The sequence below is a fragment of the Ascidiimonas meishanensis genome, from assembly GCF_037782385.1.
Lineage (GTDB): Bacteria > Bacteroidota > Bacteroidia > Flavobacteriales > Flavobacteriaceae > Ascidiimonas > Ascidiimonas meishanensis.
On the sequence record NZ_JBBEXD010000001.1, the window covers coordinates 507,239 to 533,734 of the forward strand.

General features: G+C 34.4%; 22 protein-coding genes, 3 tRNA genes and 1 pseudogene. 19 read left to right on the forward strand and 7 right to left on the reverse strand.

Annotated features, from left to right (window positions below; genetic code table 11):
• Positions 1-50: 50 nt before the first annotated feature.
• Positions 51-989 carry an amidohydrolase family protein gene (locus tag WBG07_RS02095; protein ID WP_340198829.1) on the forward strand — a complete coding sequence of 313 codons (939 nt, stop codon included), beginning with the start codon at positions 51-53 and terminating at the stop codon, positions 987-989.
• Positions 990-1,620: 631 nt separating this feature from the next.
• Positions 1,621-2,751 (forward strand): annotated as a pseudogene (locus tag WBG07_RS02100) (serine hydrolase domain-containing protein).
• A gap of 799 nt (positions 2,752-3,550) precedes the next feature.
• Here the strand turns inward: WBG07_RS02100 and WBG07_RS02105 are convergent.
• Positions 3,551-3,624: transfer RNA gene (locus WBG07_RS02105), tRNA-Arg, on the reverse strand.
• Positions 3,625-3,979: 355 nt separating this feature from the next.
• On the opposite strand from WBG07_RS02105, the gene WBG07_RS02110 reads away from it, so the two are divergent.
• Both WBG07_RS02110 and WBG07_RS02115 read left to right on the forward strand, forming a co-directional pair.
• Positions 3,980-4,843, forward strand: coding sequence for a lytic transglycosylase domain-containing protein (locus tag WBG07_RS02110; RefSeq protein WP_340198830.1), 864 nt, complete (start codon positions 3,980-3,982; stop codon positions 4,841-4,843).
• Between the two features lie 427 nt (positions 4,844-5,270).
• On the forward strand, positions 5,271-5,897 hold the full coding sequence (locus WBG07_RS02115) for a sugar transferase (protein WP_340198831.1): 627 nt from the start codon (positions 5,271-5,273) through the stop codon (positions 5,895-5,897).
• Between the two features lie 11 nt (positions 5,898-5,908).
• On the opposite strand, the gene WBG07_RS02120 is transcribed toward WBG07_RS02115, so the two are convergent.
• Complete coding sequence (locus tag WBG07_RS02120) at positions 5,909-7,600, reverse strand: carbamoyltransferase family protein (RefSeq protein ID WP_340198832.1); 1,692 nt, start codon at positions 7,598-7,600, stop codon at positions 5,909-5,911.
• Between the two features lie 960 nt (positions 7,601-8,560).
• On the opposite strand from WBG07_RS02120, the gene WBG07_RS02125 reads away from it, so the two are divergent.
• The 11 genes from WBG07_RS02125 (at position 8,561) to WBG07_RS02175 (ending at position 18,550) form a co-directional block, all read left to right on the forward strand.
• Positions 8,561-10,399 (forward strand): phytoene desaturase family protein, encoded by a 1,839-nt coding sequence (locus WBG07_RS02125; protein WP_340198833.1) that lies wholly within the window; start codon positions 8,561-8,563, stop codon positions 10,397-10,399.
• A 69-nt stretch (positions 10,400-10,468) separates the two neighbouring features.
• A complete protein-coding gene (locus WBG07_RS02130; protein WP_340198834.1) occupies positions 10,469-11,437 on the forward strand; it encodes an alpha/beta fold hydrolase in 969 nt (322 codons plus the stop codon).
• Positions 11,421-12,095: a DUF4332 domain-containing protein gene (locus WBG07_RS02135; RefSeq protein WP_340198835.1), complete on the forward strand. Its 675-nt coding sequence runs from the start codon at positions 11,421-11,423 to the stop codon at positions 12,093-12,095. Before WBG07_RS02130 ends, WBG07_RS02135 begins: the two co-directional genes overlap by 17 nt.
• A gap of 80 nt (positions 12,096-12,175) precedes the next feature.
• Positions 12,176-12,628 (forward strand): hypothetical protein, encoded by a 453-nt coding sequence (locus WBG07_RS02140; protein WP_340198836.1) that lies wholly within the window; start codon positions 12,176-12,178, stop codon positions 12,626-12,628.
• A 579-nt stretch (positions 12,629-13,207) separates the two neighbouring features.
• Entirely contained in the window at positions 13,208-14,194 is a 987-nt protein-coding gene (locus tag WBG07_RS02145; RefSeq protein ID WP_340198837.1) for a BtrH N-terminal domain-containing protein, read from the forward strand.
• Between the two features lie 156 nt (positions 14,195-14,350).
• Complete coding sequence (locus WBG07_RS02150) at positions 14,351-14,773, forward strand: VOC family protein (RefSeq protein ID WP_340198838.1); 423 nt, start codon at positions 14,351-14,353, stop codon at positions 14,771-14,773.
• A 184-nt stretch (positions 14,774-14,957) separates the two neighbouring features.
• Complete coding sequence (locus WBG07_RS02155) at positions 14,958-15,326, forward strand: VOC family protein (RefSeq protein WP_340198839.1); 369 nt, start codon at positions 14,958-14,960, stop codon at positions 15,324-15,326.
• A 112-nt stretch (positions 15,327-15,438) separates the two neighbouring features.
• Positions 15,439-16,017: a DJ-1/PfpI family protein gene (locus tag WBG07_RS02160; RefSeq protein ID WP_340198840.1), complete on the forward strand. Its 579-nt coding sequence runs from the start codon at positions 15,439-15,441 to the stop codon at positions 16,015-16,017.
• A 129-nt stretch (positions 16,018-16,146) separates the two neighbouring features.
• Positions 16,147-17,163 (forward strand): alcohol dehydrogenase catalytic domain-containing protein, encoded by a 1,017-nt coding sequence (locus WBG07_RS02165; protein WP_340198841.1) that lies wholly within the window; start codon positions 16,147-16,149, stop codon positions 17,161-17,163.
• Positions 17,164-17,259: 96 nt separating this feature from the next.
• Positions 17,260-17,943 (forward strand): hypothetical protein, encoded by a 684-nt coding sequence (locus tag WBG07_RS02170; RefSeq protein WP_340198842.1) that lies wholly within the window; start codon positions 17,260-17,262, stop codon positions 17,941-17,943.
• Positions 17,924-18,550, forward strand: coding sequence for a DUF4386 domain-containing protein (locus WBG07_RS02175; protein WP_340198843.1), 627 nt, complete (start codon positions 17,924-17,926; stop codon positions 18,548-18,550). Before WBG07_RS02170 ends, WBG07_RS02175 begins: the two co-directional genes overlap by 20 nt.
• Before the next feature lie 328 nt (positions 18,551-18,878).
• Here the strand turns inward: WBG07_RS02175 and WBG07_RS02180 are convergent, their stop codons facing one another.
• Positions 18,879-19,727 carry a C-GCAxxG-C-C family (seleno)protein gene (locus tag WBG07_RS02180; protein WP_340198844.1) on the reverse strand — a complete coding sequence of 283 codons (849 nt, stop codon included), beginning with the start codon at positions 19,725-19,727 and terminating at the stop codon, positions 18,879-18,881.
• A 17-nt stretch (positions 19,728-19,744) separates the two neighbouring features.
• Positions 19,745-20,221 (reverse strand): hypothetical protein, encoded by a 477-nt coding sequence (locus WBG07_RS02185; protein WP_340199317.1) that lies wholly within the window; start codon positions 20,219-20,221, stop codon positions 19,745-19,747.
• A gap of 122 nt (positions 20,222-20,343) precedes the next feature.
• Here WBG07_RS02185 and WBG07_RS02190 point away from each other — a divergent pair, with 122 nt between their 5' ends.
• The 3 genes from WBG07_RS02190 to WBG07_RS02200 are packed head-to-tail and all read left to right on the forward strand — an operon-like array spanning position 20,344 to position 22,636.
• Positions 20,344-21,465, forward strand: coding sequence for a polymer-forming cytoskeletal protein (locus WBG07_RS02190; protein WP_340198845.1), 1,122 nt, complete (start codon positions 20,344-20,346; stop codon positions 21,463-21,465).
• 11 nt (positions 21,466-21,476) lie between these two features.
• Positions 21,477-21,881 (forward strand): nuclear transport factor 2 family protein, encoded by a 405-nt coding sequence (locus WBG07_RS02195; RefSeq protein ID WP_340198846.1) that lies wholly within the window; start codon positions 21,477-21,479, stop codon positions 21,879-21,881.
• Complete coding sequence (locus tag WBG07_RS02200) at positions 21,878-22,636, forward strand: GNAT family N-acetyltransferase (protein ID WP_340198847.1); 759 nt, start codon at positions 21,878-21,880, stop codon at positions 22,634-22,636. Before WBG07_RS02195 ends, WBG07_RS02200 begins: the two co-directional genes overlap by 4 nt.
• A gap of 176 nt (positions 22,637-22,812) precedes the next feature.
• On the opposite strand, the gene WBG07_RS02205 is transcribed toward WBG07_RS02200, so the two are convergent.
• The 3 genes from WBG07_RS02205 to WBG07_RS02215 form a co-directional block, all read right to left on the reverse strand.
• Positions 22,813-22,887 (reverse strand) — tRNA-Pro (locus tag WBG07_RS02205).
• A gap of 41 nt (positions 22,888-22,928) precedes the next feature.
• Positions 22,929-23,012, reverse strand: a tRNA-Ser gene (locus tag WBG07_RS02210).
• 132 nt (positions 23,013-23,144) lie between these two features.
• Positions 23,145-25,190, reverse strand: a complete 2,046-nt coding sequence (locus WBG07_RS02215) for an HD family phosphohydrolase (protein WP_340198848.1) — start codon at positions 25,188-25,190, stop codon at positions 23,145-23,147.
• A 122-nt stretch (positions 25,191-25,312) separates the two neighbouring features.
• On the opposite strand from WBG07_RS02215, the gene WBG07_RS02220 reads away from it, so the two are divergent.
• On the forward strand, positions 25,313-26,491 hold the full coding sequence (locus tag WBG07_RS02220) for an acetyl-CoA C-acyltransferase (RefSeq protein WP_340198849.1): 1,179 nt from the start codon (positions 25,313-25,315) through the stop codon (positions 26,489-26,491).
• Positions 26,492-26,496 lie beyond the last annotated feature (5 nt).

Below are 26,496 nucleotides of genomic sequence, written 5' to 3' on the forward strand. Positions count from 1 at the left end.
ATCACAAAGATATCATACACGAACACCTTAGCATAAAAACTGAATAAACCATGAAAAAAATTCATCCAATTCTTCTACTGATAATTAGTTTCCATTGCTATTCACAAGAATCCAAACTGCCAGTAATAGATATTCATTTACATGCCTACCAAGAAATTACACCTAATTTAAAGGCTTCATGGGCAGGTGAATCGTATGCAAAAGAATTAATCTCCCCAGAAAATGCAGTGATTCATTTTCAAGATGTTCTTGATGAGATGGAGAAAAACAATATTAAGCTCGCACTTACCAGCAGTACTTCCATAAAAGCACTTGCAATCTGGAAAGAATCTCGACCTCAATTGTTTCTAACAGGAATACAAACAAATGAAAAAGGTAAACCGATTTTGAGCCCTGATTCTTTAAAGGTGTATTTTGGCAAAAATAAAGTGAATGCTCTTGGTGAATTAGGACTCCAATATTTCGGAATCACGCCTAATGACGCAATGATGGAACCTTACTACCAAGTTGCCGAAGACGAGGGTATACCCGTATGTTTGCACACGGGTCTTGGTCCTCCAGGCGGACCACACTCCTTTGCTCCTAAATTTAGAACCACACTTGGAAAACCAACACTGTTTGAACCTGTTTTGGTTAAACATCCTAAACTAAAAGCTTTCATAGCACATGCTGGCTGGCCTTATATTTCGGAAACTATTGCCATGATGTACATCTACCCCCAACTGTATACTGACATAGGTGTTTTAACATGGGCTCTACCAAAAAAGGCTTTCTATTCTGCACTCAAGCAATTAATCGATGCTGGGTTTGGTAAAAGGATTATGTTTGGAACAGATCAGATGTTATGGCCAAAGGCTGTTTCGATTGCTGTAAAGACTGTAAATAATGCGCCATTCTTATCCGATGATGAGAAAAGGGATATTCTGTATAATAATGCCGCTCGCTTTTTAGAGCTTTCTGAAGAAACAATATCACTTCACCACGAATAATAAAAGAATTATTTCAGATGCAAACTTAAGACGGTAGCAGTTGCACAAGCCACTGGTTAAAAAAGAACTGTTTTCTTTTAAGCTTCCCGAGAAAGTGGGGTTAAGGAGGTTTTCAATTTATTTATCCTAACTGGAGACTAAATTTACGGGCTTTAAATAAAGCCTAAACCATTATTAGAGCAATGGTCTCTTAGTTTGTAGAAAAGCAATGCTTCCCGCCCCAATTTTCACTTTATTTTGAGTGAATTTTAAGTATTTCTTTAAGGCTTTCCTGAGCACTTCGTCGAAGGGTAAGCAATTGCAGACAGCTGCATACATTTATTAGCTTGCCGAATGCCAATGGTTACTTCAATAAACTCACCACAAGTCTTGCCTTGCATAACTAAAAATACGATTTTTCCTATCTTTAAACAATAGTTGTGCAACAGGCACAATATGTATAATTAATGGCTAGTTCTCGCTTACTTCTGAAAATCCTCGCCGATTTTCAGTTTGGCGTGTACTTGCAAAGTTGAGTGCTAACCCACGCAACTACTCATAGCCGAGACGTTATGCCCAATTTGTGAACACATACAACAAAATAAATGCAACGTTTGAAAATTTTCTGGGTCTTTAAAGAAACCTTTAAAACATGAATAAACTTAAATACTTATTTATATTTCTTCTCTTTTCAAACTTATTTCAATCCTGTAATAAAGAGAATAAAGCACGAGAAATTCAAAGTTATGATGGGCGAAAAATAACAACCAAAACACTTGATGAATTTTTAAAAAATCAAATGGATAGTTTGAGTATTCCGTCTATATCTATTTCTATAATAAATGATGGTGAAATATCTTACAACAATTCATTAGGTGTCACTAATACTAGAACTAATCAAGCAGTAAATAAAAAGTCAATCTTTGAAGCTGCTTCTTTATCAAAACCAGTTTTTGCTCTTTTCGTGATGAAATTGGGTGAAAAAGGAATTATTGATCTAGACAGACCTTTACACTATTACTTACCAGATGAAGAAATGGAAAAAGACCAACGATATAAAAATGTATCAGCCAGAATGGTCTTAAGTCATAGAACTGGGTTTCCGAATTGGCGATGGTTTGACAAACCACCTGAAGATTTAGAGATAAATAGAGGTGATTTTTTTATGATTAATGAACCAAATATAACTTTCAACTATTCGGGAGAAGCATATCAATACTTGGCAAGAGTAATAGCTCATTTGAATTTTGTAAATATGAAATAACTAAATGAGTTATTTCAAAATGAAATAGCCCAACCATTTTCAATGGAACATGCATATTTTGTTTGGAATGATTATTTATATGATAATAAAGTATCTGGCCATATTAACGGAGAACCAAGAAAAATGAAATGGGGAACTGCATTACCTTATCAAAATTCAAAAATTTTCAGTGCATCAGGAGGACTTCGTACAGAGGCAAATAGTTATGCGAATTTTTTAATTTCTATAATAAATAAAGAAGGACTTTATAAAGAAACTTACAAAGAGATGTTAAGTCCTTACACAGTTATACCTAGGGATAATGTAAATTATACAAAAGACGGGATTACCCATTGGAGTTTAGGATTTGGAATAAAACCAACTGAAAATGATACCATCTATCGACATGGTGGTTCAAACAAAGATTTCCAGTCTGAATTTGCATTTAGTATTAAGAAAAAATACGGTTATGTATTCTTTGTAAATTGTGATAAAGGAAATGAACTCAACGAAAAATTAGAAAAGTTTTTGGGAATTTAAATTAATTAAAAATCAAAAAACTGGGCATAATAACAGTAGTTGTTGCACAAGCCAATAATTGATGATAAAGTTAATTATTTCAGGCCCTTCAGAAGGGCTTTTTTATTATTAGTTTATTGTTTTAGATTGTCAAATTAACAGGTTTTAAATAGGCGGAAAAACAGTTTTGAAGCACCGTTTTTATCATTTTATGAAAGGCAAGGTTCCATACCCCACTTTTCACCTTATTTTGATTGAATTTAAAGTATTTCTTTAAAAACTTGCCCTGAGCACTTCGTCGAAGGGTAAGCAATTACAGACAGCTACATACATTTATTAGCCTGCTGAATGCCAATGGTTACTTCGATAGACTCAGCACAAGCTTGATCTTGCTTAGCCCCATAAATTGAGTAACGTGCCAAAAACAGGCGCTACAGTGCTTTGTCGCTTCCCTTTCATGTATCGCCCTTGCTTACAGGTGCATTGTCCTATTCCACTGATTAGAACTGCTTATTTGTCCAAAAATTATATTTTTTGAACTAATGGCTAGGAAGCGTATTAATCACCCATATACAGCCTTTACTTTTTCTATGTTCCCCTTTTAACTTAGCATCAATAACCTTAGCATAAATTTAAGCGTTCTTAGAGACTTATACCCCATTCACTAACAGGCTCATTAGGGGGCTCCTTTGAACTAAGTAACTATAGATCCATTCCAAAACTTTTTGAATTTGGGCTTGCTCTCTTAAGAGCCAACTACTTTAAGTGCAAATAAAAAGGCTTCTGGGATAAAAACTCCCAGAAGCCCTGTGTTTACTAGTGATCGCGACAGGATTCGAACCTGTGACCGTCTGCTTAGAAGGCAGATGCTCTATCCAGCTGAGCTACGCGACCATTTTTTTTACAATATAAAAATACAAAAGAAAAAAGTTTTCCCTTTTTAGCGGTGCGAATATACAATTATCGGTATATACAATCCAACAGATTCTTTAAAAATTTTATAATCTTAAGTTTTAATGATCCTTTTCAGTAAACCTATCCAATTGAGAGCTTGATAAAGCGGTAGCATTTCTTCCCATTTAAATAGGCTGTTTTCTATAATTGTGATCTATCTTTATGAAGTTAAAAATATTTGCTTTTATATTTTTAAGTTATTATTTGTTCTTTATTCCCATTATTTTGTTATACTTAAAATCCCTATACGAAAAGAAAAAAGATTCGTTTAATAAAGGCAGACTACCAACGCAAAATGAAATTAATAGTAAAAACTTGGAAGAACACTCAAAAATTTTGCTTGATTGGCTATTGCCTAATTAATGTTTTTGCGGTCAACGGCCAAACTAATGATATCATAAAAACAAGGATTGAAAATCAAAATAAGCAAAATCAAGTAAAAATTAGCTTTCACCCTCTTGTACTTAATCAAATTATTAAATATAAGAAAAGAGAAACCCTTCCTGAAACTATGAGATTGGCTAAATTTTATTTTCCCTTATTTGAAGCCAAATTAAAACAGTACGGATTACCAGAAGAGCTTAAGTATCTACCTATAGTTGAAAGTAATTTAAGAAGTTATGCTACTAGTAAGGCAGGAGCGCAAGGACTCTGGCAATTTATGAACGGTACTGGTAAAGAACTAGGCTTATATGAAACTCAAAATATAAATTTATTTAATGAGCCTATTGCCTCTACAGATGCCGCGTGTAGATACCTAAAAAGTTTGTATCAAGAGTTTAAAGATTGGGAACTGGTGTTGGCGGCATACAATTGTGGTAGAGGAAGAGTAAAAAGAATTCTCAAAAAAACTGGAAAAAAAGATTATTGGGAAATCATAAAACATCTTCCAAAAGAAACCCAATTATATGTACCCTCATTTTTAGCTGTTATTTATCTAACAAACTATTCTTCCTACTACGAACTAAAACCGTCAGATTTTGTAGTTGAATATAGAGATGTCGTTATTAAAAGCGCCTCTAAAGATTTAAAAGTAAGCGCTTTACCCTTCAAAACTAAAAAGCAAAAAATCATATTTACTTTTTTAAATCCGCATTTAAAAACCAACCATATTCCAAAAAAAACATACTATTATACCACTCGAAGTATGTTTGAATAAAACATAAAATCTTCATTATCTTGTTCATTAGAAATAGCTAAAATTTGTACTGAGATTAAAAAAATACCAGAGCCAAAACAATACGTATTGTTTACCATTTCATGATCATAAAAAAACTAAGACGAGTTTAAGCCTACCATCTTTGAAGATGGTATTTTAAATGAGAAGACATCAGCTAAACTGCGCCAAATAAGAACAGTATAGATAAGTAATAAGGAGTGTACACCATAGGTAATGTAAGCAAGAACTTTTCACGGAAGAATTCTTCTTTGAAATAAGTGTTAATCATAAATATCTAAATTTAGCTAAATTCAAGATAGGGTAAGGCTACATTATTTTAAGATGAAAAATTATATTTTAACTTTACAGATGAATGGTAAATTGATGTTTGATAAACAAATAACGAGTATTTTAAACCTTAAAAATAATGTATAAGTTTTTCGTTAAAAGAATTTTAGACTTTACTGCTTCATTAATAATGATTCTTATGATTTCTCCAATATTTCTGTTTATTACATTTTTTCTTTTTTTTGCTAATAATGGCAAACCATTTTTTGTTCAAAAAAGACCCGGTAAAAATGAAAAAATATTTGAGATCCTGAAGTTCAAAACCATGAATGATAAAAAAGATGAACAGGGTAACTTATTACCTGATAAAGATAGACTAACCTCAATTGGAACTTTTTTAAGACGGACTTCTTTAGATGAAATTCCTCAATTAATTAATGTCCTCAGAGGCGAAATGAGTTTTATAGGACCAAGGCCCTTGTTAATTCAATATTTACCATATTATAAAGAAAATGAAAAAATCAGGCATTCAATTCTACCAGGGATAACAGGCTTGGCACAAGTATCCGGTAGAAATCTTTTGAGCTGGGATGCCAGATTGGCAGCTGATGTTGAATACGTGAAACGTATTTCCTTTATTTTGGATGTAGAGATTCTTATTAAAACCATACAGAATGTGATCACTTCCAAGGATATTGTGGTTGATCCTGAATCTATAATGCCTAATCTGAAAGATGAAAGAAGCACTGGTTTGGTTAAAAAATAAAAATTACTTTGCTATTTCTTGGTGATAAAATAATTACCTATTGCCAACGCATCTAGTCCAGTAGAAAAAAAACATCTAATAGCATCCTTGGGTGATTCTACCACAGGTTCTCCTTGTATATTAAAGCTAGTGTTCAATACCACGGGAATCCCGGTTTTGTCTCCTAATTTTTTTATAACATCATAATATCTAGGGTGAAGTTCTTTCCTTACAGTTTGTAGCCTTGCACTTCCGTCCACATGCGTTACTGCTGGAATTACACTTTTCTTATCTTCATTTACATTACAGACCTTTAACATAAAGGGTGCTTCAACGTTGAGATCAAAAAAATCATTTTTGGCTTTCAAAATTACAGATGGAGCAAAAGGTCTGTAAGCCTCCCTGAATTTGACCTCCCTATTTATTTTATCTTTCATATCTGGAAATGCAGGATTTGCCAAAATACTTCTACTACCAAGAGCTCTTGGCCCAATCTCCATGACCCCCTGAAACCATCCAATTATTTTTCCAGATTCTAAAAAGGAGGCCGCTTTTTCACAAATATCCTCATGGTATTCATACGAAAGCTTTGCCCCTTTTAAAACCTTTTCAATTTCTTTATTTGTATAGCTTGTGCCAACATAGGGATTCATATGGATAAAGCTTCTAGGTTTATTAAAAATACCATTATAAAGATAAAAAGCAGCTCCCAAAGCTGTACCATTATCACCTGCTGCTGGCATCACATAAACATCTTTAAATTTACTTTCTCTTATAATTCTTCCATTCATTACACTATTCAGCGAAACACCACCGGAAATCACAAGATATTCTGCTTTTGTTTTTTCATAAAGTATATCACAAATTTCTATGACTTTATTTTCCAATACTCTCTGGAAAGCAGCAGCAACGTCCATATGATATTTTTTGAAATCTTCGTTAGGCCTTCGCGGTTCCCCAAAAATTTTAAAAAATTTATCAGAGCAACGTTTCCAGCTCATGTGTTGATAGTTGAAATAACTCAAATCAAAATGTAGCTGTCCATTCTTATCAACTTTAATCATTTTATCTACCTCATCTTTAAAAACTTCAGGGTCTCCCATAGGAGCCAGCCCCATTGTTTTTCCTTCATCATAGCTCGTTCTAAAACCACAAAACTGAGTTACAGCTTCATAAAAAGACCCTAGTGAGTGTGGAAAAAAGCTTTCTCCCAAACATTTTATTACATTACCCTTTCCATACCCCAACCAAGTAGTCGCCCATTCACCAGAACCATCAATCCCCAATAAAGCAGCTTCCTCATAAGGAGAAATGAAAAAAGTACCTGGAGCGTGGCTATAATGATGTGGAATAAAATGAACTTTTGGGCCTTCTTTTTTACTCTTCCAATGATATTTAAACCAATTCCAAAACCCTTTTTGTTTATTATAAGCATGAACAAATTCGTGATTGACAAATGGTTTGAAACTCTTTAGACTCTTTAAACAGTATAAAAGCTTTTTACCCAAATTATGAGTGGGTTTAATAGAAACTGCTATATGGTTAATATCTTTATAATTGAGTTTAGCAATCTTAAGACATCTGTCTATTGCCATACTAGGAAAAACTCTGGTGTGTTTATCTCGGTTTAAACGCTCTTCTTCAATGGCTGCAATTAACTTTCCATTCACCACTATACATGCGGTTGAATCATGAAAGTAATAGTTAAGTCCTAATATTACCATTATTTACAGAAATTTTATTCAATACTTAATTCTCATACTTGTAAGAAGAACACTAAATTATATATTAAACTACAGAAAGAAATGACATAAGTCATGGTTGTGAAATTTACATACTATCTAAGTAAAAAACTGGTGAATTCTGCTCTCAGTAAAGTAAAAGAAGATGATCTTCTTGAATAAACTTACAACTAAACTATAGAGTTCTTAAAAGATTATAAGTCTTGTAAGTAGTATCCGGATATATCCTGATTTACGCTACATTCTGTATGTATACTCTTGGCTGTTATTCTATAGTTAATGATTAATTTTTAGGAATTTGTATTAATTTCTCTTTGTTAACGAAGATCCCTTAAAACAGTCCTACCAACTAGTAAATTATGAACAAATAGCCCATTAAACTATTCACCATTCTAAATACCAATCAGCGACGATATTAGATATCTGTACAAAAATAAAAAGCAATGAAAATCAAAAGGTTAACGTTTCTTAATAACAACTTACCTGTATTTAGTATAGTTGATAGACCTTGAAATAAAATCACAACACACCATCGCATGTTTTACCTTGCCAATTTTAAGCTACATATCTCTTTACCATTTTTAATAAAAATAACACAAGGAGCATAATTTTTTACCCTATAATTTTTTGAAAAACCAACTATTAGATCACAACTAATTTAAAAACTAAATCTGCAATCGATTAGCTTCTTAAAACATTCCTTTTATAAAGCTTTCTAAACCTTAAGATTTAATGGTTAAACGATGGACATTAAGGCACCAAAAAAAGTTAATCATACTGATATTCATCATTTTATAATTGATCTTTTGAAAGTACTTTAATCTGAAATTAACTTAACGCAGGAAAGTTTGTGCCATTCTTTGGAGTTCTCTTACTAGACATTATCTAGATTCAAACCGGTATCCTGCCCTATTGTTGAATTTACAATTAAAATGAATTAGCATGAAATACAATACGATTGTTATCGGAGGGGGCTTAGCCGGATTGACCGCTGGAGCCACACTCACCAAATTCGGAAAGAAGGTACTCCTTTTAGAACAACACCATAAACCTGGAGGTTGTGCTACCACTTTTAAACGAGGAGATTTCATCATTGAAGTTGGTCTTCATGAAATGTGTGGCGTAGAAAAGGGTAAGGCGATCTTACAATTATTTGACATGCTGGATGTGAATCAAGGAGTTCAATTGCTACAAGTCCCCGAATTATATGCTGTACTTTCAGAGCAACAGAAGTTTGTTTTTCCACATACTTATTCTGCGGCTAGCAAAGCACTGATCGATAAATATCCAGAAGATGAAAAAGGAATCAAACGGCTCATGAAATTGCTTGCTGGTATAAGGAAAGAAGGAGTCAAACTGCCACGTACACCATTGAAACGTAAGCTCATGTATCCATTTATGCCTTTGCTCTATCCCAATCTTGTGGAAGCAACTCGGCATACGGTAGGGTCCTGGTTGGATAAATACATCAGTAATGAAAACGCAAAGCTCGATCTGGTAGCGCATATTGCGTATTGGGGCGATGACCCTTACACCTTATCTATGTTTTACTATGGTCTCCCATTCTCCAGTTTTATAGGGAGCGGTGGTTTCTTTATAAAAGGTGGCTCACAAAAACTGTCTGACCATCTTGCTGCTTACATCCAAGAGCATGGCGGTACCGTGGCACTGGGCAAGAAAGCCGAGAAGATCATCACCAAGAATGGACACGTGACCGGAGTCACCTTCCGTGATCAATTTAATGATAGTCTAGAACCCGAGACCATTTACTGTGATAATGTCGTAGCCAATTGTGCCATTCCTGTGGTACCAGATATGTTAGAGGAGCCCTACGCAAGCTTACTCAAAGAAAAGATCGGTTCACAAAGCATTTCTTGTGCGCTTTTCTGTCTATATCTAGGATTTAAAGCCGATATAGCCGCTTTTGGCGTAGAACACTACTCCAATTATATCAAGGGAGATGATATAAAAAGCTTGAAGGACGTATACCCTAACTACACAGGCGATTGGTCTAAAAGAAGCTTTATTTTAGTAGATTACAGTAAAATAGATTCCCAATTGGCACCTTCTGGGAAATCTGTAGGTGCAATCTGCTGTGTAGACTATCTGAAGGACTGGGACGGACTGAGCACCAAAGATTACAAGGCCAAAAAGGAAGAAGTAGCTCAAGTTTTATTAGACCGATTAGAAAAACAATTTCCAGGAATTCGAGAAAGCATAGCATACTATGAAGTTGCCACTCCAAAAACCATTAAAAGGTTTACCTCAAATACTGCTGGATCAGTTTATGGTTTTGCGCAATCCAAAGAACAGTGCGGTACTAAACGCTTGAGAAATAATTTTCTGATTTCCAACTTGTACTTTGCATCGGCTTGGACATTTCCAGGAGGTGGATTTGAAGGTTCCATCATGGCGGGTTTTTTGGCAGCTTTACAAATGAATCGAGACAAAATATGGTCAGAATGTGATGGCGTAACATATGTAGACAAGAGACTCGTTTCGCTTTTGGAGTGCAAAAAAATCGATGACAAAACGCTGGAATTGAGTTTTGAAAAACCAGACAGCTTTCAGTACCTAAAGGGGCAGCAAGCCATTCTTAATCTAAAGGAGCCGAAAGTAACTGAATTGGATTTGCCCTATCGCTGGCTTCCCGTTGTTTCTTATCCAGAGGAAGAGAGCCTACGGTTTCATATTGAACTTGACGGCAGTAGCTTTTCTAAGAGTTGTGAGCTTATGAATATTGGTGACAGGGCTATGGTATTTGGCCCTATGGGTTATTAGGATACATGAATAGGTACAAAAGTGTAATAATGTATAGAAAACATAGCAGGCAATAAAAACTAGGCTAGAATGAATAAATCTTATCACCCTTTTAAGTCAGAAATAGCAAGAGAAAAATATCTTGCTTTTTATGATAAACGTGCTAAACTGTGGCCTGTTCCATCAAAAAACAAATATATTGAAACTTCTTATGGTCAAACCTTTGTTCGAATAAGTGGTTCAGAAGATAAACCACCTTTAATTCTTTTGTCTGGAGATAGTGAAAATTCACTGTCTTGGATGTCTCAGATAAAAGAGTTTTCAGAACATTATAAAACATATGCATTAGACCAAATTTATGATAATGGCCGTAGTATATATTCACGTCCTTTGAAAGAACCGAGAGATTTTGTTAACTGGTTAAATGAATTGTTTGATGCACTAAATCTGAAAAATGATATTAATCTACTTGGGTTTTCATATGGTGGATGGCAAGCAAGTATTTATGCCCTTTCATATCCCGAAAGGCTTCATAAAGTTATAGTAATCTCTCCCTCTTCAACAGTGATGCGACCAAGAGTTAAGTACTTAGTACTTTCCGTAACAACTCATTTCTTACCAATTTATTTTTTCGCAAAAAAACTAGTGTATTGGGAAAGAAAATGTTTGGTAAAACAAGGAGAAGCTGGTCGGGCTATTGCGGATCAAATGATTGATGAGTTAGTATTGGCTGGAAAATGTTTTAAAAAAAGAAAATTTGTCAAACCGACTGTTTTAATGGATACTGATTTGCAAAAACTTACAATTCCTGTATTGTACCTCATTGGGGAAAAAGAAGTCTTGTATTCTCCAAACAAAGTAGTGCAACGCCTTAATGATGTAGCGCCCCAAATAAAAACACTCATTATTCCTGATGCCAGCCATGATATAACTCATTCGCAGGCAGAGATAGTAAATCAAAAGGTTCTTGATTTTCTACAAAAGGAACAAGGAATGAGAAAGAATGAGCATATAACAAAACCATATTTAAAGAATAAACAAAATGGGATACTATATTGATTTGAAAAGCATCAGTCTTGATGCATACAAGGACATTTTAAAAACTAAAACGCTTATTCCAAGTTGGAAAGTTTTGGAGAACGATATAGATAAAAATCTAAGTATTCTAAAAACAAATCATATTAAGAACCTTGATGACTTACTAATAACCTTAAAGGACAAAGGCAAAATTCAGGAATTTTCAAAACAAAGTGGTTTGCCGGAGAATTATTTAGCAGTTCTTAAAAGAGTTATAAAAGGGTATCGGCCAAAACCCAATAGAATAAAGGATTTTAAATGTGTTAGCGAAGATATAGTTATCAAACTTGAAAAAATAGGAATCAAAAACACACTGAAATTATATGAAGAAATTGTGACTGACGAAAAAAGAAATGAACTTTCAAGAAAGGCAGGGATTTCTGATAACGAGATAATAAAACTTACCAAACTAACCGACCTATCAAGAATAAGATGGGTGAATCACACATTCGCATACGTACTATTGGAATCGGGTTATGATACAGCAGAAAAAGTTGCAAAGGCAGATTATAGAAAGTTATATGAGACCGTAAAACAACTTAATAATGAAAGAAAGATTTATAATGCTCATATCGGACTAAATGATATGAAAATGATCATTGAATCTGCTCAAAGTTTAGATTTTGAAATCGAATATTAAAATAGTAAAAAGGCTCGGACAAAAACATGCATTTATTGTTACAAACCATTTAATCACGTGCGCCATGTAAAAAAAGGATTATGAAAATAAAAAGAAATATTTTTTTGACATTGTTAGGATTCCTTGCAATAGGAGCAATTGCCGGAGGTGTGGTACTAATAATTTCTCCTACAGGAGAATTGATAGGAATACCTTTATCTGAATTTAAAAATAGTCCTTTCAATAGTTATCTGATACCTGGGATTATTTTATTGTCAGTTCTTGGGCTTATTCCGCTATTGCTGATACTAGCTTTATTAAAAAAACCAGAATCCAAGGTAGCCGAACAAATCAATGTATTTAAAGATATGCACTGGTCATGGACATACAGTATTTATATTGCTTTTATACTAATTGGTTGGATACATATCCAATTGATATTTCTTCAAGGAGGCGTATATTGGTTACATACGTTTTATATGTTTTACGCCATTTTAATTATTATCGTTGCCTTACTACCCAAGGTAAGATATTTATATAAAAAGAAGAATTAAGAAAGTACATCTGAAATCGGGGTATATCCCTCACCAATGAGAAGTATCCTAAATGATGGTCAAATTAGTCGAATTAATGTTGGGCATTTTATGGCAGACCTTATAAGTATGAATGATATTTGAAACAAGTAGAAGGGACAGATGCCAGCGATCTATAATAAAGGTACAGTAAAATAAATTTTATACGTGAATTTATTCAAGTTAAAAATCAAAAACCTGATACAATTCAGCCTATAATAATCAATATTATAATTTGGACAGAAAGTGATATATGAAGCATTAAACTTGCAACAAATCAATATCATGACAAGCCAACTAAGAGCAGGTATGGGCATATCGGGGACAATAGTGGTACCCCTATGAAAACGATTTAATAATCAACTAGAAACTAAAAGATGACAGGTCACATTTTCTTTTACTTAGGACATTCCATATTGACCATACACGAAATGGTGTCATCTATTAATGCATCCAGTGGTCAAATAATTTATATTGGTTAAGTACAATCATTGACCAATATCATTTTACACACTTCTTTTCTTTCCGAAATTAGAATTGCAAATACTTAGAATTAAACAAATGATAATCAAAGATTTTAAACCTTTCAAAGGTCAGCACTGTGAAACAACAGCCACGGGTAGCCTTTTAAACCAAATTGGAATTGAACTATCCGAATCCATGTTATTTGGACTAGGTGAAGGGCTTGGATTTATATTTTGGAATATGAAAATAATGGATTTTCCATTTATTGGAGGAAGAATAAAACCAGACGTTTTAACTGAAAATATTTGCCGAAACTTAAATCTTAAATTAGAAGTCACTGAAACATCTTCTACAAAAAAGGCTTGGGAAAATGCGACTAAACCCATTGAAAAAGGACAAGCAGTTGGACTAAAATTAGATAGCTATCATTTAGAATATTTTACAAACAAAATTCATTTTGCAGGGCATTATGTTGCCATGTACGGTTATGACAATGAATTTGCCTATTTGGTAGACACAAACCAACAAGGAGGAAAAGTAAAGACATCCTTAAAAAGTCTTGAATTAGCAAGAAATGAAAAAGGCCCAATGTCTTCACCAAACCGAACGTATACAATACGTAAAGGCGAACAGACTAACGATATACAAAATGTAATAAAAACAGCGATTTACAATAACACCGTTGAATTTCTTAATCCGCCTATTAAGAATATTGGCTACAAAGGAATTTTAAAAGCAAGTTCTGAAATAAAAAAATGGTTTAAAAAAAGTAAAAATATAAAAGAAGAATTTCAACTATCTGCCTACCTAATGGAAAAAGGAGGAACAGGAGGTTCTTTATTTAGAAACCTATACCGTGATTTCTTAAAAGAGAGTGCAGATGTGTTGAATTCACAGGAAATTAAAAAAGGCTATCAAGCATATTCTGAAATTGCATCACTTTGGAAAAAAGTATCTGAATTACTCTATACAGCAGGAGAGACAGAAGATATAAAGTGCATCAATCAAGCATCTGATATTTTGGTTGATTTATCAGAGAAAGAAAAAGTAGCAATGGAAAAATTGATGAATGCCTGCGTCTAAAAAAGAGGTAAATAAGTAATTAATCCCGAGTTAATGGATCTTTTAAAAGACACACTTTCTAGCCAATTTTTATTTTTTTAGTAGACTGATTTACATCATTGTTAAAGAACTCAATTAAGATTATTTTTATCTAGTTCAATGCAAAACTAGCACATTATGACATTCCATAAATTAACCCCAAATTTTGAAGTTTCAAACATTCGTGAAACAGTAAATTTTTATCAATCTGTATTGGGCTTTAACCTTATAATGGCAGTTCCCGAGATCCAAGACGGAATCGAACAGAAATTAAACAATGGAAAAGAGTACGTTTATGCCTTGCTTGCAAAAGACAATGTAGAAATTATGCTACAACGCACTGATAGTTTTAAGCAAGACATAGTATTGGTAGAAGATGCTAAAATTGGAGCATCAGTCTCGTTTTATATGGAAATTGAAGGGCTTAACGAATTGCACCATACTATAAAAAACGAGGTCAAAAATTGCACCGAACCAAAAACTGCTTGGTATGGTATGCGAGAATTTTATATTAAAGACCCGAACGGATACATACTTGGTTTTGCGGAAAAGACAGAATAGAAAATGAATTTAGAAGATTAGAGAACGTTTTGCCTAAACCGCAAAATATTAAGTCCCACTTACAAACAGAATTTTTCTAAAGAACCCTAAGGAGACAAAGAAAGAGAAATTCTCAAGGATGGGATAAGATGAATGAACAGTCAAAATTGAAAAATAATAAAGAATTAAGAGATAAAAAAACAAGATGGCAACGATAATACATTTTGACATTTCAGCAGACGATATTCAAAGGGCGAAGCATTTTTATGAACAATTATTTGGTTGGAATATTGAAAAATTTCCAAATAGTGCACAAGACTATTATATAATCGAGACAAAGACCACAAAGGGAGAAAAAGGAATTACTGGCGGAATTGCAAAAAGAGAAAAAGCCTATCAAAAAATAACCAATTTCATTCAAGTGGACTCCATTGACGAATCAATAGCTAAAGTGAAAGAACTGGGTGGACAAATAATAGAACCAAAGACGGCTATATCAAACGTAGGAACTATTTCTGGATGTAAAGATACAGAGGACAATATCTTAGGTCTTATTGAGGTTGAGAAAAAGTAAGTGCAATTAGGTTTAGCAGTAATAGTTCTTGTAAAATAGAACTGTATTTAGCAAGACGATATCCGTCAGTAAAGATAGAATTATATAAAATTTTGTATAAGAGGCGAATGATATGAAAAAGAAAATATGCATATATCTGTTCAATGGATTTTCCGACTGGGAAATTGCATACCTAACCCCAGAAATAAAGAAAAATGAAACGTTCGAATTAGTTTACTTCTCAAAGGATGGAAAACCTATTGTATCTATGGGTGGTTTAAGAATATCACAAGACAGCTCATTGGCAGCGATTAATACAGATGCTATTGAGATGCTCATTCTACCAGGTGGACTTGCTTGGGAAACAAACGAAAACGACGTTATCGACGCTTTTATAAAAAATCTGTTTGAAAAAGAAAAAACAATTGCAGCCATTTGTGCCGCCACAGCATACCTAGCAAAAAAGGGATTTTTAGATACACTGAAACATACGAGCAACGACCTTAACTATTTAAAAAGAATTGCCCCACACTATTTAGGAGAACAACATTATGTGAATGCACTTGCAGTCACGGACGAAAATCTTATTACAGCAAATGGAATTGCTCCCATTGAATTTGCTAGAGACATCTTTAAAAAAGTGAAACTTGATAACGAAAATGCTATTGAAAAATGGTTCCAATTGTTTAAAAATGGAATTTGGAAAGAATAAGTCTGAACACACAACAAATGTATATAACGCCAATACCTAGCAAAATCTGGTCACGCTGTGTAAAAGAGATCGTTAGTGGTAATTGCCTTCATACATAGTTAATCTAACACGGCACAAAACAACATTAATATGAGAAATATAAAGATTCCGGATACTATGCCAGCGGTTGTTTTAAATTCTTATTCGGGTGTTGACGCCTTAAGTATTGAACAAATACCCGTTCCAACACCAGGTAAGAACGAAGTTTTGGTCAAAGTTGCCTTCGCACCCATAAATCCCTCAGATTTGGCAACTTTGACGGGTTATTATGGTTTTAAAAATCCAACTCCTATTGTTCCTGGGGGAGAAGGTTCTGGAATAGTTGTTGCTGCTGGACCAGGAGTTATGGCAAATTACTTCCTTGATAAAAATGTTGCCTGTGCGGGTTGGGGAATAGGCGGAGGTCTTTGGTCAGAGTATGTGGTTAAAAGTGTTAAGGGAGGGGTATTGCCTTTGCATAAATCATTGCCTTTAGAGCAAGGAGCAATGTCTTTAATAAACCCCCTTACGGCCAATGCTTTTATAGATATTTCGAAAAAAGGGGGCCATAAAGCAATAGTATTGACTGCTGCAGCAAGTTCACTTGGCCAAAAGGTGAACCATCTGGGGCGCAAGGAAGGAATTCAGATCGTAAATGTTGTTCGCAGGGATGCACAAGTGAATCTTCTCAAAGCCCAAGGTGCTGACATTGTTCTGAACAGTAATGAATCAGAATTTGAACAACAACTATATGATGCGTGTCATCAGACTAATGCGCGTCTAGCTTTTGATGCGGTGGCAGGTTCATTAACGAATCAACTATTAAAAGCGATGCCCTCAAATAGCAAGGTTACCGTATTTAGTGCACTTTCCCGTCAAGCTGTTCAAGCGAGTCCTGACCTTTTAATATTTGAAAATAAGAGGATTGACAATTTCTGGCTAGGTCCTTGGATGAGCCAACAAAATTTCATAAAAATAATGCTGTTATGGAAACGTATACAGAAACAAATTCCAAACCACCTCAAAAGTGACATCCGAAGAATTTATCCGCTACAAGAAGTGAAAGAAGCTATCCTCGACTATAGGAGTGAAATGACAGGAGGAAAAGTTTTGTTAAGAATGTCATGATAAAAATAGGTCAGAAATTGGAATTGAACCCATCTGGTCGCCACGCTTTATCTATGTTGTGCTTCATTTGGTTCATACAATCAAAACTTTACATGAATGCTGATTGAAAATACAAATAAAAATTATGCTCATATTGGTAAGGTTACTTGCTGGATAACATTTACGCTTGGAATTGTATATTTAATAATTACACTTTTTGGTTTCCTCTCTTTAAACTCACATGATGAACCAATAGGAGACCCATACTTTACATTAATGGAAATACTTACCATTATAATTGCCCAATTAATGGCATTCAATATGATTGCAATTCATTATCACGCTTCAGAAAAATATAAGTTACATGGTCTATTTGCTCTATCTTTAATGTTTATTATGGTTGGAATTACGACAAGTGTTCACTTTGTTGTTATCATTATGAGCCATCAACTCGAAACTACTACAATAGGAGATTTGGCTTTGTTTTTTTCATTTCAATGGCCATCTGTCGTATATATATTGGATATTCTTGCTTGGGATTGGTTCTTTGCTCTTTCGTTTTTAATTGCTGCTCCAATATTCAATCATGGAAGATTGGAAAAAACAATAAGAACATTCATGTTAATATCAGGAACCTTAAGCCTTATTGGAATACTTGGAGTGCCGTTTGGAAATATGCAAATCAGGAATATTGGGATCATTGGATATGCATTAATTGCTCCCCTCGCCTTTTTATTAATCGGAATAAACTTCAACCGAATACAAATGAATAGAAAACGATATGAAAAATTTCCTCACTAATTTATCGACCAGCAAAGCGGCAATGGTTGTTGGAATTGCGTTCATAAGCTCGATTTTCATCGTAACTTTAGTTGATGATTTTCTATTGGCTAATTTTGTAGTACCGGGCGATACAGAAGCTTTAGCAAGAGATATTGAGACTAATAGGAGCCACTTTGTTTTTGCTGTTGTAGGTTATCTACTCGTACTTGCCCTTGATGCTATTATTGGTCTCGCCCTTTATGTAGTTCTTAAACCAGCGAATAAGAATCTTGCTTCGCTAACGGCAGTTCTCAGGTTGCTATATGCTTTTACTTTGATAATTGGATTATTGGCTATGGCATTTCAAATTATCAATGTTTACAACTATGCATCCATAAAACTCTTAGGATACATATTTTTTGCCTTCCACATCTTTGTACTTGGTTATGCGGTCTTCAAGTCAGCCTATATTCCGAAAAGCCTTGGTGTTTTGCTTGTAGTTGCATCCTTTACCTATATCGTATTCTTTGTAGATTTTCATCTACCCGAAACACTTGGGGTAATAACAATGTTAACAATGGCTTTTGCGGAACTTTCACTGAGTATATGGTTGATAGTGAAAAGAAAAAGGCTGCCTGAAAATTAATTTTAGTGAAATGAAAAAATTATCAAAAAATACAATAATTGCGTACCAATTTTTGTCTGGTAAACATAACAGTGTGGAACTATAGGCAGATTGGATAGCAGAAGTTACTGGATTACCAGTGTTTAATATTAAAGATTTCAAATAAGACTTTTTAGCCCAGTAATCTACTACGAGTTGTTAAATCAAAAATGAGTGAATGCCAAATGATCCATTATAAAGAGTAAACCTATCCTATTGTTTAACGTATCTGGCGCTCCATGCGGTGATAAACTTGATGCCTAGATTGCTGAAGACAAAATTTCAAAAGAGATAAAAAACTGTTAGTTAATTATGTACGGACCAATACATCCATAATAGCTTTGCAACCTCCTTGTTTTAGGTATTCGGTATGATCATCTAAATTCTCAAAAAATTTCCCACAAATGTCACTGCACAGCATTTTATTATCAGTTATCGTATTAAAAGCCTTAAGCATTTTTTTAGCTATTTTATTATTGAAAAAAGGCGGTTCTTTTTCTGGATTCTCTCGACACCAGTCTAACATGTTTTTCCAAATAGCAGCACTTAAAGCACCACATGCACCTCCACTTAAACCAAGCCCCCCTGCATATCCCGCAACCATGACCGCTTCTTCTTTGCTACCCCCCATTTGCCTTACCACTTCGGAAGCACAACTCAAAGACTTTTCTGTACTATTGTCATTTTCCGACAAGCCTTCAGCAGCTGCTTTAACGGCTTCAGGAGCCCATTTTTCAGCGAGGTTAAAGCAATGACTATTATTCATGCCCTTAAGTGTCACTTTTAGCATGAATCTTGCCATTCCAATTATGCTGGTAAGGTCATACCCAATGATGTCTCTACAATTAGTAGCGCCAGACTTTTCAATAAAAGATTTCATAATGCGCTGAGTAGCTCTTAGAGCAATAGCTGTAGCTTTTTCTGTGTCTTTATTCTTTCGATAGGATTCTGCTCCCACAGCTAGTGCAGCACCCCAAAGCATCCCGCATTGGTATCCTTGGTTCATAATGCCTCCGGCTAACGGATTTAAGGCGCGTTCCTCATGTTCTTTTAGATGCTTGAATTCACGATTTAATATATATGCAAAGGTTCTGGAGCAAGTTCCACATTGCTTAAAAACTTCTTTTGCATCATTTTTATGTTTTATAGAGACACTCATCACTTTCGCTTTTTTACTTATAATTTTCTCTTAAAAATATAACGTGTAATGAATATGCCTTGCCCATCATCTTCTCCTGCATCACTTTCTACGGCACTTGTAACAAAAACTAAATCCCACCCTTCGGCCAACATCTTCGTGAGTTTTGAAGAAATTACAGCATCATTAGCTGCAATATTTTGAAAACGAATGCCACCGAGGTTATAAAAGTTTAAGAGTTTCGTTTCTTCAAAGTCCTTAACACGAATATCCTTTCGTTTGGACTTGTTTCGGGTATTGTCCTCTTCTGTTTGTTCTGAAGAAAATTCTTTATAATCCCGATCTGTAGAAGAAGAAATAATCCTGGAACGTCCTAAGCCAAGTGGGACAATAGACTCAACACTTGTTATGACTTTTATCTCAAATTCTGGTTGCGAAGTATCTACCTGCTTTTGTGCGGTTGCGCCTAAGATTGGTACTATTGCAAGCATATAAATTATCATTAATTTTTTCATGAGTTGTAGTGTATTTTGTTTTACAAAAAAATCATATATATATCTTTTAATCAATGACATAGCTCATTTTTTAATCACCTGTACATCAGTATATTTAATATTACAATCTAAAAGAAGTACTTATGAAAACTATAGCTATTTTACTTATCTCACTGTGCTCAATAGTTTCTTTTGGCCAAACAGTGAATGAAGGTGATATCCTAATTAATAAGATCCAGTCAGATGACACCTATCGCTCTGGAGAAACTATCAAGGTAAATTCAGTTGTAAATGGAGACTTGGTCATAGCTGGAGCAAATCTCATTATTAGTGATAGCATTAATGGAGACTTAACAGCAGCCGGAGGTGAATTATTTCTGAACAGTTATATTGCGGATGACGTTCGTATAGCAGTAGGTAAGGTAACCATTGACTCAGAAATTGGTGATGACTTGGTTGTTTTTGGCGGGGAAGTTATTCTTACTGAAAATGCCATTATACAGGGGAATCTTATTGGTTTTGCCGGAAATATTGAAATACATGGCGAGGTGATTGGAAAACTTGAAATTAAAGGAGCAGATGTTCTTATTAATGGAACTATAAGGGAAACCTCAAAAATAATTGGAGAAGAAATCACTATCGGGTCCAATGCCAAATTTCACAAAGAAGTTGAGTATTGGAATAGCGATGGAGAAATAGATTTTAGAAACTCACTGATTAGCACTAAGGCGCAATTCAATGAAGATCTGGGTGAAGAAAAATCAGAATTATCTTTAACTACTTTTGGCACTACTTCCTTTTCACTATGGTTATTTTATATACTGTCTGCATTTCTAGTGATTCTAGTACTGCATGGGTTATTTAAAAACACATTTTCAACTGCTGCCGAAGTGATGGAGAATAATTGGCTCAAAAGCTTTGGATTTGGATTGATTTATCTAATAGGTATTCCTTTATTAATTATCCTTGCCTTGGTAATGATTATTGGTATCCCCTTAGGAATCTTCGCAATGGTCATATTTATATTTAGTCTTCTTTTCGGTCATTTAATCGCTGCTTTACTACTCGTTTATTATTTCAAGTATAAAAAAGAGAAAAATTGGGATTTTTGGAGTGTTACATTGCTAGCATTAGTATGCGCTATCATATTGCGCTTGCTCACAATAATCCCTATTGCGGGTATACTGCTTTCTGTGGTTATCCTGTCAATTACATATGGAGCATTGACCTTGAAAGTAATTCATTCTAAAAAAATAGCTCATTAAAAATAGATCTCATGAATAAAGAACATCCAAATATCAATATTTTAAAGAGGTTTAACCCTGCAAGTCCCAATACTCTGGCTGAAGTGTTAGCAGAAGATTTCGTGTGGCATTATATCAATCCTAAACTGGCCGAGTTAGAAGGAGACTATCTAGGCCTCTCTGGTTTAATAGATTTTTTCCAAAAATTAGCAGATCGTACAAGTGGTTCCTTTAAGGTAAACCCCATATCCATAATCCCTATGGGAGATGAACTAATTATCACTCATGTTAAGGATAGGATGTCTCTAGAAAATAAACCAATGGAAATTGATGCTGTTGTTTTGTGGTGTATTATTGATGGTAAGATTAAAGAAGCTTGGGATATACCTATTGTTCATACAGCAAGAATGATAAAAACGGTAAAAGAAAAACCATGAAACTAGTAGAGGTTACACCAAAAAATGCAATAAAAGAAACTTTCTTCTGCATAAAAGATACAAAAAGACAAGGATTTAAGGATAAGGTTAATTGGTATGAAAAGCGTTATAAAGAAGGGGTAAGGATAAAAATCTTAAAAAACGATGAAGACAAGATGATTGGCTTTATTGAATATGTTCCGGCAAAAAATGCATGGAGACCTATAGATGCTGATAATTATATGTTCATACATTGTACCTATATCTACTCTAAAAAAGAGAGAAGTAAAGGGTATGGTTCCATACTTATTGAAGAAGCAGAAAAAGAAGCCAAAGCCAAAGATATGGATGGTGTTTGTGTAATAACAAGCAAAGGAGGGTGGCTAGCGAACAAAACCCTTTTTAAGAAAAATGGCTTTGAAGAAAATGAAAGAAAAGACCGATTTGAATTACTATCAAAAACATGGAACAGTAACGCTAAAAAACCTAAATTCTACAATTGGACCAGCCAACAAAAAAAGTACAAAGGTTGGCATCTACTCTATGCAGACCAGTGCCCCTGGAGCGAGAAGTCTGTTGCTGCAATCTTAAATGTTGCGATGGATTATGAAGTAGATGTAAAAGTAACAAAAATAAACACCGTAAAAGAAGCAAAAATGGCACCCTCTGGCTTTGGCGTTTTCAATCTTTTACATGATGGTAAGTTGTTAGATGACCATTATTTAAGCGCAACGCGATTCAGAAATATTTTAGAGAAAGAACTTTATAGAACATGAGTTCTACCAAACAATAGAATTTAACCGATTAAATTTTATTGTTTTTAATAAGGTCAAGTAATTTTTTGAATGTTTTCCGTCAAATGAATGAAAATAAGTAAATGCTTGCGAAAATGAAGTTTTATACCATTACTTAACAAAATGACAAAACCCCCGTAAAACGGAGGTTTTTTATGTCGGGGTGGCAGGATTCGAACCTGCGACCTCCTGCTCCCAAAGCAGGCGCGATGACCGGGCTACGCTACACCCCGAAAATAAGAGATTTATCGGTGTACAAATTAATACAAAAATGCGGAGAGACTGGGACTCGAACCCAGGCGACAGTTACCCGTCGACAGATTAGCAATCTGCTCCGTTACCACTCCGGCACCTCTCCATTTAAAGAACTTCACAATATCAAATTGCGGATGCAAATGTAGTGGTTCATTACAAAGAACGCAACTATTTTTATTTTTTTTTGATTAATTTTTTTCTAGATATCCTAACATGCTGAAAATCAAAATCATCTTTACTCGGGGTATTCTACTCGTAAGTGATAAATATTAGTTAGCTTGTTCTTTAATACCTTTTTTACAGATTCAATTTCCTTGAAAGTAATATTCGCATTTAGAAATTGTCCATCTTCTATTTGTTTATTGACAATTTTCTCTATAAACCCGTCAATGATGGTAAATGTAGGATTTTTCAAACTCTTAGATGCGGCTTCAACGGAGTCACACATCATTAAAATAGCCGTTTCTTTTGAAAATGGTATCGGTCCTGGATATCTAAAGTCTGATTCTACAACTTCCTCTTCCTTTTCTTGTTGTTTTTTGTAGAAATAATAAACCAAATTAGTGCCATGATGCGTTCTAATAAAATCTATAACTCTATCTGGTAATTTTGCCTTTTTTGCCATTTCTATCCCCTCAATTACATGCTGAATAATAATAGTAGCACTCTCTTTTGGTTCTAATTCATTATGAGGATTCACATTGGTAGTTTGATTTTCAGTGAAATAGGTGGAATTTTTCATTTTACCTATATCATGATATAAGGCACCCACTCTCACAAGCATTGCATTTGCATGTATCTCATTTGCGCAAGCTTCTGCTAAATTGGCTACTTGAAGAGAATGATGAAAAGTACCTGGAGCCTTATCTGACAGCTCTTTTAGTAACCTGGTATTTGTATCTGAAAGTTCTAAAAGAGAAATATCTGAAACCAATCCAAACAGTTTTTCGTATACATAAATTAGTGGTTGTACAAAGAGTGTAGCAAGTCCGTTAAGGATAAACAAACCAAACATTATCCATTTTAGATTTGAAATATTTCCTTCATGGATTATATAAAAAGCAAAATAAGCTATAATGTAGATTAGAGTAATCTGGCCTACTGATATAAAAAGATTAGCTCGTCTGTATAATTCAGAAATCGTTTGAATGGTCACAATTCCAGCAATAATCTGTAAAAAAACATACTCAAAACTATTTGGAACGATAAATCCAAGAAGCAATACAGTAAGAACGTGGGTAAATAACCCTAAGCGGGCATCAAAAAAAGCTTTTAAAATAAGCGGAAGAATACATAAAGGAACTACATACACAAAGGCAACATTATACTTCACCACAATTGTAGTGAGAAATATCATAATCACAACATTAAAAAATATAAAAGTAACCTTGGTATTATTTGCATAGATTTCTGGTCTATACTTTATTAAAAATAAAAACAGCATAAGCAGTGCGAGAGCTACTAAAATAACATATCCAAAAACAATCCAAATATAATTTTGGTCATTCCAAAGTTGAGATTGATATTCTTGCTGCAATGATTCCAACATAGCTAGCCTATCTCCTTCTACGACTTCACCCCTAGCGATAATTAGTTTCCCTTTGTCTACATTACCTCTCGTTAATGCAATCTTATCTAACGCATCTTTCAAAGTACGTTCTGTGAATTCTTGAGCATAGGTTACATTAGGTTCTAAAATCTCAAAAAATAAATTATAATAAACTTCTGAAAAAGCCGATAAATTATTTTGCTGTAGTTTCCTGTTTAAAAAGTTCGTTAACTCGTTAATCTCAAATAAATTTCCGTAGGTGATTGTACGTTGCTCATTTTCGGTTATTAAATAGATTATTTGAGTTGTATCAAAACCCTCAATAGGAGCAACAACCCCATCTTTATAAATTTCATTAAGCAATTCTAAGCCAACACGCTTTAAGACTTTCCGAGTGGAGTTCGCAATAGAATCACTAAAATAAACGTCAAAATTATTTTGATACTGATTAAAAACTTTGTCTGCAAGAAAAAGATCATAAGAGAAATAGCTAATATGATTGGTTCGTGTTTGAAGCTTCTCTTCTTCTAAACTTTCCACACTTTTAAAAATAGCAAAGTCAAAAGGAGCATATAAATTTTCGTATTGCCATGGTTTACCCTTCTGAAACTCATATTTAAATTTACCTCCTTTAGGTAGAAGATAAATAATAAGCACTACCGCAACTATAAAAAGAAATATTTTGTAGAAAAAAGATTGATTTTTATAAAGATTATCTAAGGATAGATTCATTTGGTTGTTATATATAGTCAAAAGTAACAAAAATTAGCTTGAATATTCACTCAACTAAAACGGTTAAGTTTATGATTATCCTAAGAATTTAATTAATTTCGCAACACAAAATGTAAAGAGACATGCCTAGAAAAATAGTTATAGTTTCAGCAGTACGTACCCCAATTGGAAGTTTTATGGGAGGATTATCATCTGTACCTGCAACCAGATTAGGTGCTACTGCCATTAAGGGAGCTTTAGATAAGATTCAGCTATCCCCAAATGACGTACAAGAGGTTTTAATGGGTAATGTGGTGCAGGCTGGAGAAGGTCAGGCTCCTGCGCGTCAGGCAGCTATTTATGCCGGTATACCAGATAATGTTCCTTGTACAACCATCAATAAGGTATGTGCTAGTGGAATGAAAGCTGTTATGCAAGGAGCGCAAGCAATTGCTCTTGGCGACGCAGATATTATAGTTGCAGGTGGGATGGAAAACATGAGTCAGATTCCTCATTATGTTCATCTACGTAATGGAGTAAAATTTGGCCCTACCAGTCTTATAGATGGTATGCAAAAAGATGGTCTTGTAGATGCTTATGATGAAAATGCAATGGGTGTATGTGCAGATTTATGTGCAGATGAACATTCCTTTTCTCGTGAAGATCAGGATGCATTTGCCATACAGTCCTACAAACGTTCAGCGGAAGCTTGGGCTACTGGTAAATTTGCGAACGAGGTGATTTCTGTAGAAGTCCCACAAAGACGTGGAGAACCTATTATAGTAGCGGAAGACGAAGAATTTAAGAATGTAAAGTTAGAGAAGATTCCAAATTTACGCCCTGCATTTACAAAAGAGGGAACCGTTACAGCAGCAAATGCTTCTACAATTAATGATGGAGCGGGTGCTGTGGTTTTAATGAGTGAGGAAAAAGCAAAGGAGTTAGGAGTTAAACCACTTGCCATTATTAGGAGTTATGCAGATGCTGCTCAAGAACCAAAATGGTTTACAACAGCACCTGCAAAAGCGCTACCTAAAGCCTTAGACAAAGCGGGACTTTCTATTGGTGATATTGATTATTTTGAATTTAATGAGGCATTCTCAGTAGTTGGACTAGCTAATATGAAACTATTGGGGCTAGATGACAGTAATGTAAATGTAAACGGTGGTGCAGTCTCTTTAGGACACCCCTTAGGCTGTTCTGGAGTTAGAATCATAATCACCTTGCTGAATGTACTAGCTCAAAATAATGCTAAAATGGGAGCAGCCGCTATTTGTAACGGAGGAGGAGGAGCTTCTGCTATAGTCATTGAAAGAATATAGGTATC